The following is a 13,261-nucleotide window of genomic DNA, read 5'->3' on the forward strand; positions in this document are numbered from 1 at the left end:
TAGTCCCCATAGAGCCGTGGAAGACGACCACGTTGATAGGCTGGATGTGGAAGTGCGGTAACGCATGAAGCTGACCAGTACTAATCGCTCAATCGACTTGATCGTTCCCATTGATCAATGCGTATCATTATATCAGTCCTCACGCCGTGAGCGCCCAATGGGCGCTCGCTGCGGACGGCGCGCCGCACAAGCGGCGACGGCCAGTCGGCCTTGCGAAGCTCTCAGAGCTTCGAATTCCTTTCCCTTGCAGACTTTGTATGGGAAAAAAGGACGGCGCGAAGCGCCGCAAGTGCGACTGCACGTCGGGCCTGATGGCCCGCCCAGTCCGGAGGTTAGTCCCGACAGTATCCCAAGGATGCTGGCGCGTACGCTCAACCGTGAGGACATAACAAATCTCCCAGCTTCTCAAGTTGCTATTCTCCGACCTGGTGACTATAGCGGGGTGCCCCCACCCGTTCCCATGCCGAACACGGCCGTGAAACACCCCTGCGCCAATGGTACTTCGTCTCAAGACGCGGGAGAGTAGGTCATCGCCAGGTCTGAAAATAGCAACACATAAAATATCTTCTCTTTACACATGCCCGAACTTCGAGGCTTCGCACATCGTGCGGCGGCCCAACCGTAACGGATCGTGCAGAACCGCGTGTTGACGCGGGGTGGAGCAGCCCGGTAGCTCGTCAGGCTCATAACCTGAAGGTCGCAGGTTCAAATCCTGCCCCCGCAACCAAATAAGACACTGAAAACGCTGATTAAATCAAAAAGCCCTGATCCTCACGGACAGGGCTTTTTACTGTTTTGGCACACTCTTGGCACACTCAAAACCAACCGACTGCCCCAAGGGGCAACAAATCTCAACAACGGAAACGCTCTGGAACTAGATTCGCAACATGCCAGCATGCGAGGTGGCCAGCATGCTAGCAGTCTGGCATGCCTGTCACTGAGGACCGTTTCTGCGGTAGTGTTCCCAGATGATCCGGAAGAGTTTATTCAGCTCAAGATCATGATCTGCGGCAAAGGCTCGATACTCGCGTCGAAGCTCCGGTGAAATCTTCAGCTGTAGAGGCACGTTCGAACCCCCGTCAGGTTTATGAAGGTTTCCCACTCGTCGCGGCTTGGTTGGTGGCTCGGGAAGACGCTTAGGGCGCTTTGGCTTGGCCAGCTTGATATCGACCATCACGCTACCTCCCGGTCCATCACCAAGCCTGCCAATTTGTCGGCAATATCCTGGGCTACAGCTTCCGCCTTTTCATTCAGTGAGCGGTGCGTCGTCTCAGTTGCGGCAAATCCGGCGTCCATGGCCCGCTGATAGCCTATGCGCTCCGGCAACTCCGCAACACCGACGGCGTAGCCCGCCCGGTTGATGAACTGTCTCGCGTCTTCTATGGCGGCGAGGCTGTCGCCGACCCGTGTCAACACGAAGACCAGCTTGTCAGCCTGAACCCCCTTCTCGACCAGCTCATGGGCAAGCATCACCCCAGGACGCAAATCATCCAACGCCAGCCCTGTTGGAATGATGACCAAATCACTCGTGCGGGCAATCTCAAGCGTGGCTGCCGTGGCATGCGGTGCTCCATCGACGACTACGAGATCGAACCGATCCGAATCCGATATCGCTTGCGCGACGCGCCCAAAGGTCTCGACGCGGATGTCCGGCTCTATGCCGTGCTGTTGGCGTAGGCGGCACCATTCAGCACAGGTGCCTTGTGACACGTCCATGTCGGCGATTTTCACGGCCCAACCTTGCCCCGCAAATTCACAGGCGATTAGCCGCGAAAGTGTGCTTTTGCCGACCCCGCCCTTTTGAGCGATAAGTCCAATAATATGCGCCATTTTAGGAAACTCCTTTGGCGCATGCCAGCATGCGAGCATTCCAGCATGCTGGCATGCTCGTTAATCTGTTGGGAACAATTCCACCTGTTCAGCCTGCCCAACAATATGTGTCAGGCGCTTGCGAAAACCCCGGTTCTCGGCCTTGCCAATCAGTGCCCGAGCCGTAATCGCATGATAATTCTTGAACTCTTCGCTCGCCTTCCAAGTCTCATGCGGGTTCAGGATATAGACGTTCGCCGTCCCCATTTTCGCGACGATGAGCGCACCTTGCTCGGAGAGATATTTGATCTTCTTGGATATGGTCTTCCGATGAAGGCCAAGCTCTTCTTCCAAGACCGTCATGCCACATGCCAGCACATTGTCATGTCCGGCATTCTCAACGAGGAAAACCCACACGCGGGCGGCGGTTGCGTCACCCGACAATAGGTCTTTGATCCGATCCCAGCCGGGACGATAAACTTTGGTGAAGGGTGGGTTCTTTTCGCGCGACGTTCTTTCGTCGCTAAAATTGGTAGCGGTTTGCATGGGTATGTCCCAATTTATTGTTATTTTTAGTAATGTACCTGAGAAGTACAAAAGATGGAAATAAAATTCCAAAAATCGGAAACTAAAGCGCTCCATTGGAACTGAAACACCACCTATATGTAACCTTCTGGGGGTTACATATATGTAACCTCTAGGGGGTTACATAAGGTCCGCGGTTTTCCTTGGTTTTTTGATTTTCCTTTCTTAGTCTTACATATGTGTGGACTTATCCACAGGCTCCGAGCCGCAAGTGGCAGCCCAAATACTGCATGCGCAGCGGCGAGGGGTGACTGTGGGTAAGTCAGCTGAACCCTTTGCTCTTGATCGTCGTTTGCGAACGACAACTGAACACACGCAGCTCGGTACATCGGCATTTATTCGGTCACCACCCGTAAAACCTCTCTGGCGGCAGGGGGCTATGAGAGGAGTTCGAGTGGATTGATGCTCCGAAGGTATCCCATAGGCCGCGCAGGAGCCTCACCAGATCAATTGTCGAAGTCTGGGGGTGTCGGTGGACGCTTGTCGGCGTCGGATGATTTTGCCGAGCTCTCAGACGGCTTGATGGTGGTGTCAGCCTTGCGGGCACGCATCCTTGCCTGAAGGGCAGCAAGCTCAGCCTGATATTCGGGATCATCTGACAGGTCGTCAGTCTCACCATCAGGGCTAGGTTCTTTTTGTGAGGCTGCTAATCCCGCGCCGCCGTTGTCGCCTGTTGCGAAGGTTTCGTCTTCCTCGGGTTCTGGCTCAGGGGGCGGGACGTCCGGACGCTGCGCGCGCAATACGTCTGTCCCGTAAGACGCTTTTAGGGAGCCCATTGCCGTTTGAGCATTCTGATCGGCATAAAGCGGATTAAACATGCGGGCTCGCACAGACAGCCCATCCTGAAAGATGACGCAATCTTCCCTAAAGTCCGGCCCCATAAGCTGTTGGGGTGTGGCTACCCAGTCATCGCCGCCCCAAATATCCTTTCTGCGGCCCAACCGCATGGCGATATGTTCCGCGGTTCCAAGATCGTTTGGGCGGAAGAAAACCTGGCTACGGCAGTTCGCAATCAGGCTCTCCCACTTAGGATAGACTTCCTTCAGCTGTGCCAGATCCTGGGTAAACAGCCATAACCGAATTCCATAGCTGCGGGTTATTGCAACCGCATCCTCGATAAGTCGCATATAGCCAAGTTGCGGCAGTTCATCGAAAAAGAAGGTAATCGGCCAACGTGGGTAGTCTATGGGTAGATCGTCGATCTCGGCATTTTCCGCTTCGATGACACCGCGATGTTCGATCGCACCGCTCAGAAGCTGGCCGAGAATGACGCGCAATACAGATCGGTAGCTGCCGATTTTCTCCGGGGGAATGACCAGGTAAACAGAGGCGGCGAGACCGCGTTCAAGCTGACCGTCATCTCGCTCATAACAGCCCGGTATCGCGCCGCCTCGTGCCGCATAGACCAGTTCAGAATTGTCAGAATCCAGAATCCGGTCTGCGGAAAAGTCCGGGGTCGAGGTTGATGTCGTGTTGACAACGCCCTCTGATCGCCAGATTTCCAATTGGGTACGGAGTGTCGTTCCGATGGACGCACTCAACGCCTCCGATTGTCCTTCGAGAACATTGCCTAATTCCCGGAGGCGCTCATCACCATCATTCTGGAGGGTCTCGATCATCGCCGCCATGTCGGACTTGCTACCAGCCAGCAGACGGCACACTTCACGCATATTCCGGCGGCTCGGTTCCCGTGTGCGAAGCACATAGAAAATCAGCCCCGTCAGCAGGTCCTTGGCGGCATTATCCCAGAAAGGTTCCTTGCTCTGCGGCACGATCAGCAGCTCTGCAAGCAGCCGCGCCTCATCCCAGCTATTCACACGGTCCAATGGATTGTAGCAGTCGGAGTCGGCCTCAAATGGCGACCATTTGAACACCTGACCAAAATGGGAGCGTCGCCACGCTGTCTCGCGATAGTTTTCGCCCTTTGGGTCAAGCACAACGACGGGACCCTCATAGGTCAGCAGATTATGCAGGATGAACCGTTGACCCTTGCCAGCCCCGGTCGGCGCTACGGTGAGAAGATGTCCTTCACCCTGAAACCACAACATGATGCCAAGATCGTCCTCTTCAGGCCCGTCAACAGGCAGGCGCCCCAGACGCATCTTATCGATAATGAATTCCCGCTTGGCCTTCGGGATAATGATCCCTGCATCCAGTAGCTGTTGATCGCTTGACCAGTGCTCCATCTGGCCAGCGGACTGTAATCGCGCTTGACCGCCTTCCGTCATGAAGGGCAAGCATTCCCGGAGCTTGGCCCGTGCCTCTTCAAGGTTGCCGTTTTGCAGGGCGTGTCGGAATACGTTCTTGAAGGCCTCATCGAGTTTGGAATCGCTTGAGATGATCTGCACCGCATCTCTCCACATGGGGTCGAGACTGTTCAGCCAAGCCGCATACGCATTACTCCCCGGAGCGCCGTCCTTTCTCGCCTTCCCGAACAGTTTTCCGAAGACCATGCCGTTCTTCCTTTCGCGCGCCCCTGATTGCTTGTTCTGAAACTAACAATAGCCCCGGAATACGATCTGTCAGCCTGCTTTGTGCTAAGGACAGTTGAATGGCCGTGACCCGGCGGCGAGTTCGGTGCCGGGTTGGGGTGCGGTCCATAAGCACCTGAAACTCATCCCAGAGGTTGCAGAGCAGTCAGCGCCCCCAATCCCTATGGCGGGGTCGTTGTCGTTTTGGGGCCGCGTCTACGGGTTGATTTCCCGGCCTCACTTGCCCTTGTCGCTGACCGCTGCCCACGAGCCGTCCTCATATCTGGCTTGACCTGGCAGGGACGCCGTGCGGCGCAACGGTTCCCGGTCAGTTTCTTCCCCGGCTAAAGCCTTCCTCGCGAAGCAAGAAACAGCCCGCTCTCCGTCCTTCGTTTCTCTCCGGCCCGTGCCGGGTGCGCCGCCCGTCTTTGCCCCTGCCTTTCCGGTCGCCATCGGACGGCCGCGATGGGCGCGGCCCGCAAAGACAAGGAGAGAGACCATGAAGACCGAACGCCAAGACGTTTACACCCAAGTGACCAACACCATCATCGCCGCCATCGAAGCCGGAGCCGGCGACTGGCAGATGCCCTGGCACCGCTCAGGCCAAGGCTTGAACCGCCCCGTCAACATCGACACCACCAACGCCTATCGCGGGATCAACGTCGTCAGCCTCTGGGCCTCAGCCCAAGCACGCGGCTTCTCGACCGGCACCTGGGGCACCTATCGCCAATGGCAGAACAAGGGCTGTCAGGTCCGCAAGGGCGAGAAATCCAGCCTCGTGGTCTTCTACAAAGAATTCGACGTGGAAGAGCAGAAGGACGACGGCGAAACCGAACAGGGCAAACGCCTCATGGCCCGTGCCAGTTACGTCTTCAACGCCGACCAGGTGGACGGGTTCGAGGCTCCGCCCTTGCCGGAACCGAAAGACCCGGCGCAAACCCACGATGCAGCCGAAGCCTTCATCGCAGCCACACGGGCCGATATCCGCCACGGCGGCAACCGCGCCTACTACCGCTTCCCGGATGACTTCATCCAGATGCCGGAGCGCGAGCGCTTCATGGGCACGGAAACCAGCACCGCGACCGAAAGCTACTACGGGACTTTGCTCCATGAGCTAACCCATTGGACCGGCAGCGCCATGCGTTGCGACCGCCAATTTGGCAAGCGCTTCGGCGATGACGCCTATGCCGTCGAAGAGCTCGTGGCGGAACTGGGCGCTGCCTTCCTCTGCGCTGACCTTGGGATCACGCTGGAACCGCGTCCCGATCATGCCGCCTACATCGACAACTGGCTGAAGGTCCTCAAGGCCGACAAGAAAGCCATCTTCACCGCAGCCAGTGCCGCTGCTAAGGCAACCGACTATCTGGCAGGGCTGCAAGCCACTGAGGTTACCGAGGCCGCCGCTTAGGCGGCCTCTTTACGATTATTCGTCCTACGGGCATTCTGCCGACGTCATGCGAGAGTCGTGTTGGCGGTCGCTGATCACGCAAGTCCTTATCTTTGGGACTCGGCATGCAGTATGCGGAGTACACCGAGGGGCAAATTGTTGTTGAGTGCAGTTACTTGTTGTACTCTGCTTTAGTTGTAATAGATGCAGGACAATGACATGAAACTGACCCATATCAGAATACAGAACTTCAAGTCGATTCTTGATACGGGAAAGATTTCCGTCGGGGAACTGTGCTGCCTTGTCGGTAAAAACGAAGCTGGGAAGACCGCCACTCTATCGGCTCTACAATCCATCCGCCCTTTTGGTGCGCCTCAAACAAAATTTGACGTGACCGAGGATTATCCTCGTCGGTTTGCTACTCGCTACAAAGAGCGCCATTCCGATGAAGATGCGGTCGTCGTCGAAACGTGGTGGCAGCTGTCTGATAAGGGTTTCGAGCGTCTGGCGGATGAATTCGGTGAAGACGCCATCACTTCCCGCGAATTCAAGATCAGCAAGCGATACAACCAAGAAGGCACATCATGGTCGGTACCAATTTCTGCAAAAATAGCAATTGCCAATGCTGTTGCAGCCCAGCGTTTGAACGCCGCAGAGAAGAAGGTTGTCGAAAAGGCAGAAACTTCAGCAGCTTTGATTGCCGCCATAGCCGGGCACGAGGAAAAATCTGAAAAACTGGCTGCATTATCCAAGCGGTTCTCGGACTATCGGGATCAGTCGATCAACCTTCGTGGCATTGATCTGATTTCTGACCTGGTTCCTACGTTTTTCTATACATCACATTATGACCGGATGAGCGGTCAAATTTCGGCACAGCAAATTGCGCAAGATAAGCAAAATAATAAGATTGAACCGGGCGATGAGATATTCATGAACTTCCTGCGGCTCGCCGGAACCGATTTGGACGAATTGAACCAGTCTCCACGATATGAAGAATTGAACGCCAAGTGCGAAGCCGCGTCAGCCGACATTACCGACCAGATATTTCAGTATTGGTCACAGAACAAATATCTGGAGGTCAAAGTTGAGCTGAATGAGGGCAGGCCGCAAGATAAGCCCCCCTTTAACGCAGGCGCTGTAGCGCGAGCACGTGTTTATAATCAACTCCATCGGGCAAGCGTTCCATTTTCGGAGCGAAGTGCAGGTTTCGTCTGGTTTTTCTCTTTCCTCGTTCAGTTCGCCATGATGCGCCGAACAACCGACAATGTGATTATTCTTCTTGATGAGCCGGGATTAACGCTGCACGGAAAAGCTCAGGAAGACCTGCTTCGCTACATTGAGGAAAAGCTTCTGCCTACCCATCAGGTGATTTTCTCAACTCACTCTCCGTTCATGGTCCCGCCCAAGAGGCTGGCTGACTGTCGCGTCGTCGAGGATGTCGTTGACCTGAAAGAGCCCGCCCGCCCGCAATCACTCGGAACAAGAATAACCGAAGATGTCATGAGTACGGACAAGGATACGTTGTTTCCGTTGCAAGGGGCGCTTGGTTATTCCGTTACGCAATCGCTTTTCGTCGGCGAGAATAGCCTGTTGGTCGAGGGGCCGTCGGATATCCTCTATCTGCAAGCCTTCTCAAATGAACTTGAACGACGGGGAAGACAGGGTCTTAATCCCAAATGGACCATGTGTCCTGCAGGCGGCATCGACAACGTGAGGCCCTTTGTGTCGCTCTTTCATGGTAACCACCTAAATGTGGCCGTCCTCTCTGACCAAGGACAAGGCGACAAGGGCAAAATTGAACGTTTGCGCCGAAGCGAAGTTCTTGCCGCTGAACGTCTTCACACGATCGCTGAATTGCTCGACCAGTCTGAGGCGGATGTTGAGGATCTTATGCATCCGGAACTCTTCTGTAAGATTATCAATGGATGCTACGATCTGAAAGGTAAGCATGCCGTCACAGCCGCAAAACTCGCCGCTACGGAAGGTGCCCCGCGTCAGGTGAAGCAAGCCGAAGCCTACTTCCGGCTACTACCTGCCGACATGCCCGAGTATAGTCACTACCGCCCTTCGGATTGGTTGATCCGCAATCCACAAATGCTCGACGGCGACAACGCTGAGGTGCTTGAAACACTGGAGCGGGCGGAGAAGGTGTTTGCTGTTTACAATCAGATGCTCACATAGGTTGTTTGCATAGGATTAAATGAGGGGAACGCCGTCCCCTGCCTGCAACCGCCTTCGGCGGTTTCCGTCACCCCTTCGAACGGGATTGCACCCCGTAGCGCCCTTTAATGTGGGGCGCCGCCTACCTGACAATTGGTTGACGGCTCTGAAGGCATCTTCACCGCCAGTGAGGCCGCCAAGGCGGCTGTCTTTCTGGCAGGGTTGCAAGCCGCCGACGTCACCGAGGCCGCCGCTTAGGCGGCCTCACTTCCTCACTTGTAGCGTTCGCCTTGCTCCTGACAGTGGGCACGGACTCGCTCAATCCATTTATCGTACCAGACCCAAGTGCCCTTGTAGTCGCCATCGCGGCCATAGCCGTGCGCAGGGTTCTTGGCGTCCAATTCTTTCCAGAGTGCCGTGTGAGCTTGCTGATTGAACTTCGGGAAGCCTTCAGCTTGCATCATTTCCCAAACCTGTTTGGCCGTATATCGGCGTTTGTCCACTTCCTTGAGAAGAACGCGGTTGATCTCTTGGCCTTCATCGGAGTCGCCCTTGACGAACTCGACTGCCGTATCCGCACTTGACGCGCGGTTTCCGGCAATCGGTACGAATGCGACCCGATAGCGATAGGCCGGGTCCACGTACTCTGCTTCGGTCAAACCGTGCTCAAAAGCATCGATAAAAGTCTCAATGTGTCCCGGCAGATTACTGCCCTTCTTGAGCACCGCTAGCTGGTCAGCAGCGAAGGTCACGAACTGAAGCGCGATCGGTAGCCGCCGTTCCAATCCATATTGGGAGCCGAATAACGCTTTGATGGCATCATTGAAATTCAGGCAGCAGGCTTGCAGCTTGGCGCTGACCGCCTCGTCGATCCGGTTCGTTGACCGGTGTTCGATCTCATGGCGTAGCTCCAGGACGAAGTCGAGGTTCTTCACCACGCCACGGGGAACCGGGCAGCGCGCATGGCGCAGGCATTTGCCCAACTCCCAATAACAGTCCGCTCCTTGTTTCGTTTTCTTGATTGTGCCGTCGGCGTTTCGATACCGGTAGTCGATGCCCTCACGCCGGAACCAGGCGTGCATGAGATAGGTCCAGCCGATGATGCTGGTGACGATAAAGAGCTCTGCCCGAAAGATAAGCCCCGCACCATTGAAGGTATGCACGGCAGCGATCATCGCCTCTCGTGCCTTGATCAGCAGCTCGTCACCCCGGAGACTGAGACCTGTTTCAGCGTCCACATCCGGCCAATTGATCAGAAAATCATCCAGCTCGTCCGTGGACGCCGCCTTGAGGGCCTTGAACTTTGCCCCAATACGGATTTCTGCGATACGCGCATGGTTGATCGAACGTGTCGGACGGGTGAAATACGCCAATATATCCTGGTCGTTGTAACCGCCGCGATTCAACATCGCCTTGATCAGGGCGATTTCCCATTTTTCGAGCGTATTACCCCGTTTTCTGGCTGGCATATTATCCCTGAATTTAGCTTGGATCGGCTTAACTGATCGCCGTGTGCCAGTGTAACGGGATTCATCAGGGGGAAAAGCCTTTCCCCTGGCCTCAGCCCGAGGTCTTCGGCGCACCCCATTCTAGCGGGAGTGCCCGCAACGCCCCATAATGTCGTCCCTTCGGGACGGCGTTGATCTGTTGGGTCGCGCTTCGCGCTTGTAACCTCTCTAGCCAGCTTGTGCCGACCCCGCCGGTCTTTCCCAATGTCGCCGTCCGGCCCGCCCGCTCCGTTCCCCCCGATCAAGTCGGGGGGGGGCGTGTTGGCCAATGGCAAAGCCAATGCCGAACGCATGGCAGACGATGGCAACACCCAGGACTTCTGGCCTGTGGTCAAATTGTTCTGCCCATGGGGTGCTGCAACGTGGCTGCTTTCGGAGCTGGACCCGAAAGACACGGATTTTGCCTTCGGGCTTTGTGACCTTGGTTCCGGATGCCCCGAGGTGGGAACCGTGCGCCTTTCAGAACCTGCTGTGAACGGCGTCGGCAGTTGACCCCAATCGGCGTCAGATTGACCCCCTGGCCGCGATTATAGGTTAATGAAAACAGGGCGCTAAACTCAGTAACCCCTCACCGATAGGGGGTCATTCTGATGCGCCGATTCGCGGCCCAAGGCAACAAATCGAGAATTGGCGCCGGCAGGGTAAATGCGTCATCGGTCATCTGCGGGTCCATCAATGCGCGCATCAGTTCGCGGACAATCGGATGATAAGAAGAAGCTTCGGCGATGCCACGAAAACAGGATCACGACAATTGATCGGCCAGCAGCAGCTTGGCCACCGTGCCTCATAGAGTCTCCCAGTCTTCGCCCGTCAAGGTCGGTGGATCGGCCTTCAATTCGCGAGCCGCTGCAGCAAAGGGCCACTAGCTGACCCAGAGAAAATCTCGCTTTCCCAGAACGACACCATTATGGCGCAAGATGTTGTAGGCCGTCGCCAGATGAAAGTAGAAGTTCGGGAATCCGTAGCGTGCGAGATATGTCCGCCCGTCGTGCGCCGTACCTTCAGGCGCGAGCGGCACTGCCAGCTCGCGTGTTTCGGCAGTTGCGAAAGCGGTATCTGCAATGGTCTCCAGGAATGCGATTGTCTTCGCGATGCGGACTTGAAGCTCTGAGAATGACGCTTCATTGTCCTCATATCTTGGCGGTTCGGTCTGCGACAAGCGGGCGGCGGTGAATTTTGCAGCATCGCAGGCTGTGGTGACGTTGCGGGTCAAATCGAACATATCCGGAAACAGCCGCGCCTTGAGAAGCGCCTCGGGGGTAATCTTGTGACTTTCGCAATGGGCCTCTGCCTTGGTCAAGTTGGACGACAGGCAGCGCAGCCCATGGATGAGATCGGGAATAGGACTTTCCATCGTTTTACTCCGGTCGGGTGATAGGGTCTCGTTTGTGGCAGGCGGGAATTTTCAGTCTCGCCTGCAGGGTCAGAGATAACGGGCTGCCGTGTTTCGCGGTCCGGCGTTCAGACCGACCTTGCGGCCCTCAGTTGTCGAAGCCGGTGAACATGCCGTTGGTGTTGGCCAAGCCCTCGGTCGGGACCGGCTGGATCACGTCCCAATGCTCGACGATCATTCCGTCTTCCATGCGGAACAGGTCGTAGAAGGCGTTGGTCGTGCCGTTCCATTGGCCTTCGCTGACGGTCAGGACAAAGTTACCCTCGCCCAGCACCGCGTGGATCTCGGTGTATAGGAACATGTTGTTCTGCGCGGTCAGTGTCTCAACGGCCGCCATGATCCCGTCCAGCCCGTCCGCGATCATCGGGTTGTGCTGGGCGTAGCTTTCGGCGTTGATGTAGTCGGTGATCCGTGCCGGGTCGCGGCCCATCAGAACATCCTGGACCAACGCGACGGCCAGAGCCTTGTTTGCCTCGGTCTGGTCGAGGTCGGTGACTTCGGTCGGGCCATCGGTCTGCGTCCGACCGCTGACCGTGTCCGAGACCAGGGGCTGCAACGCATCCCAATGCTCTGCGACCTTTCCTTTCTCGTCCACCCGGATGATGTCGAAGGACACCATCGTGTCGGCGCCGAACGGCGCGGCATTGCGCCAAATGTTGTGCATGAAGACATAGTTGCCGTCCTCGAACATGCGGATATTTTCGGCGGTGGTGCCCGCCTCTTGCAGCACCGGCAGCATGCCGATGAAGGGCTCCAGCCCAGTCGGAATGAACGGGTTGTGCTGGATGTAATCCACGTTCGCCAGGTCGCGCATCGTGTCGACGTCCCCTTGCAGGACGGCGCCCAGAAACTTGCCGACAATCGGCTTGATCGACGTGGTGTCATCGGCAAGGGCGCTGGTGGCAAGCAAAGCGGTGACTGCGGCAGCAGTAAGGGTCTTTTTCATTGGAGTGGTTCCTTTTTCAGGGGAGGCATATTAAGGTGGTCAGGCGTCGGCACCGCCCAGCAGAGTGTCGAGCTGCATTTCTTTCAAAAGCGCGTCCTGGCGCGGCTGGGTGAAGGCGTTCACTTCGTCCACGCCCCATGTGATGCCGACGACCGTGCGGGTCGGGCGTTTGCCGGGGGCGGCATCGGCCAGCGACAGGTAGGTTTCCACCACCAACTGCGGATCGGGGGCCTGATCGCTGGCCAGCATGTCGGCAAAGCCCGCCACCATCGCCGTGGGGACGTCACGCAGATCGCCGTAGGACGCCAGCACATCTGCGCGGGCGGGCGGCTTTCCGGCGGCCAGCAGGTTGGAGGGGAAGGGGCCTGGTTCGACCAGCGCTATGTCGATGCCGAAGGGGGACACCTCATAACGCAGGCTTTGGCTGTAGGCTTCCAGCGCGTGTTTGGTCGCGCAATAGGTGCCGAAGAAGGGCACAGACACCCGTCCGGCGATGGAACTGGTGTTGATGATCAACCCGCCGCCTGCCGCGCGCATGGGCGGCAGAACCGCCTGCATGGCGCGCATTGCGCCGAAATAGTTGGTGTCCATCTGTTCCGCGGCCTGCGCAACGCTGTAGGCCTCGGTCATGCCGATATACATGATGCCCGCATTGTTGATCAGGATGTCGATGGGGCCATCGGCCAGAATGGCGGCGAAACCCTCGGCCACCGACGCGTCGCTCGTAACATCCATCTCGGCGATTGTGATGCGGGGGGAGTAGCCCTCAAGCTCCGCCTTCTTGGCGGCGTTGCGCCCCGCGGTGTCGCGCATCGTGCCCCAAACGCGGTCGCCCCGGTCCGCGAAGGCCCGCACTGCCGCCGCGCCGAAGCCGCTGCTGACCCCTGTGATCACGATGGTTCTTCCGGTTTTTGCCATGGTTCATGCTCCTGCTTGTAAGTTTTGTTACCAACTGGTACCAATATCTGGGATACGTCGTCAAGATATAAAATACCGGATAGT

11 protein-coding genes, 1 tRNA gene and 2 rRNA genes are annotated in these 13,261 nt (G+C 56.8%); 6 read left to right on the plus strand and 8 right to left on the minus strand.

Annotated features, from left to right (window positions below; genetic code table 11):
• The 3 genes from K1W69_RS00005 to K1W69_RS00015 form a co-directional block, all read left to right on the plus strand.
• Positions 1-105, plus strand: a 23S ribosomal RNA gene (locus tag K1W69_RS00005); the annotation flags it as partial.
• A gap of 319 nt (positions 106-424) precedes the next feature.
• A 5S ribosomal RNA gene (rrf, locus tag K1W69_RS00010) occupies positions 425-539 on the plus strand.
• 111 nt (positions 540-650) lie between these two features.
• A tRNA-Met gene (locus tag K1W69_RS00015) sits at positions 651-727 on the plus strand.
• Positions 728-934: 207 nt separating this feature from the next.
• Here the strand turns inward: K1W69_RS00015 and K1W69_RS00020 are convergent.
• From K1W69_RS00020 to K1W69_RS00035, 4 genes are all read right to left on the minus strand, one after another.
• Entirely contained in the window at positions 935-1,174 is a 240-nt protein-coding gene (locus K1W69_RS00020) for a hypothetical protein (RefSeq protein WP_220226287.1), read from the minus strand.
• Positions 1,174-1,830 (minus strand): ParA family protein, encoded by a 657-nt coding sequence (locus K1W69_RS00025; RefSeq protein ID WP_220226288.1) that lies wholly within the window; start codon positions 1,828-1,830, stop codon positions 1,174-1,176. The genes K1W69_RS00020 and K1W69_RS00025 overlap by 1 nt, the downstream gene beginning before the upstream one ends.
• A gap of 60 nt (positions 1,831-1,890) precedes the next feature.
• Positions 1,891-2,355 carry a replication/maintenance protein RepL gene (locus tag K1W69_RS00030; RefSeq protein ID WP_220226289.1) on the minus strand — a complete coding sequence of 155 codons (465 nt, stop codon included), beginning with the start codon at positions 2,353-2,355 and terminating at the stop codon, positions 1,891-1,893.
• Between the two features lie 485 nt (positions 2,356-2,840).
• On the minus strand, positions 2,841-4,847 hold the full coding sequence (locus K1W69_RS00035) for a type IV secretory system conjugative DNA transfer family protein (RefSeq protein ID WP_220226290.1): 2,007 nt from the start codon (positions 4,845-4,847) through the stop codon (positions 2,841-2,843).
• 517 nt (positions 4,848-5,364) lie between these two features.
• Here K1W69_RS00035 and K1W69_RS00040 point away from each other — a divergent pair.
• Both K1W69_RS00040 and K1W69_RS00045 read left to right on the plus strand, forming a co-directional pair.
• On the plus strand, positions 5,365-6,273 hold the full coding sequence (locus K1W69_RS00040) for an ArdC family protein (RefSeq protein WP_220226291.1): 909 nt from the start codon (positions 5,365-5,367) through the stop codon (positions 6,271-6,273).
• A 198-nt stretch (positions 6,274-6,471) separates the two neighbouring features.
• Positions 6,472-8,433 (plus strand): AAA family ATPase, encoded by a 1,962-nt coding sequence (locus K1W69_RS00045; RefSeq protein WP_220226292.1) that lies wholly within the window; start codon positions 6,472-6,474, stop codon positions 8,431-8,433.
• A 251-nt stretch (positions 8,434-8,684) separates the two neighbouring features.
• Here K1W69_RS00045 and K1W69_RS00050 read toward each other — a convergent pair whose 3' ends face one another.
• Complete coding sequence (locus tag K1W69_RS00050) at positions 8,685-9,881, minus strand: DUF3644 domain-containing protein (protein WP_220226293.1); 1,197 nt, start codon at positions 9,879-9,881, stop codon at positions 8,685-8,687.
• 300 nt (positions 9,882-10,181) lie between these two features.
• On the opposite strand from K1W69_RS00050, the gene K1W69_RS00055 reads away from it, so the two are divergent.
• Entirely contained in the window at positions 10,182-10,412 is a 231-nt protein-coding gene (locus K1W69_RS00055; protein ID WP_370688152.1) for a DUF2958 domain-containing protein, read from the plus strand.
• Between the two features lie 370 nt (positions 10,413-10,782).
• On the opposite strand, the gene K1W69_RS00060 is transcribed toward K1W69_RS00055, so the two are convergent.
• The 3 genes from K1W69_RS00060 to K1W69_RS00070 form a co-directional block, all read right to left on the minus strand.
• Positions 10,783-11,274 carry a DUF1993 domain-containing protein gene (locus K1W69_RS00060; protein WP_220226295.1) on the minus strand — a complete coding sequence of 164 codons (492 nt, stop codon included), beginning with the start codon at positions 11,272-11,274 and terminating at the stop codon, positions 10,783-10,785.
• A 127-nt stretch (positions 11,275-11,401) separates the two neighbouring features.
• Positions 11,402-12,259 carry a nuclear transport factor 2 family protein gene (locus tag K1W69_RS00065; RefSeq protein ID WP_220226296.1) on the minus strand — a complete coding sequence of 286 codons (858 nt, stop codon included), beginning with the start codon at positions 12,257-12,259 and terminating at the stop codon, positions 11,402-11,404.
• A gap of 39 nt (positions 12,260-12,298) precedes the next feature.
• Positions 12,299-13,177, minus strand: coding sequence for an SDR family oxidoreductase (locus tag K1W69_RS00070; RefSeq protein WP_220226297.1), 879 nt, complete (start codon positions 13,175-13,177; stop codon positions 12,299-12,301).
• Positions 13,178-13,261: the final 84 nt, after the last annotated feature.

The sequence above is a fragment of the Flavimaribacter sediminis genome, from assembly GCF_019492055.1.
In the GTDB taxonomy this organism is placed as follows: domain Bacteria; phylum Pseudomonadota; class Alphaproteobacteria; order Rhizobiales; family Rhizobiaceae; genus Flavimaribacter; species Flavimaribacter sediminis.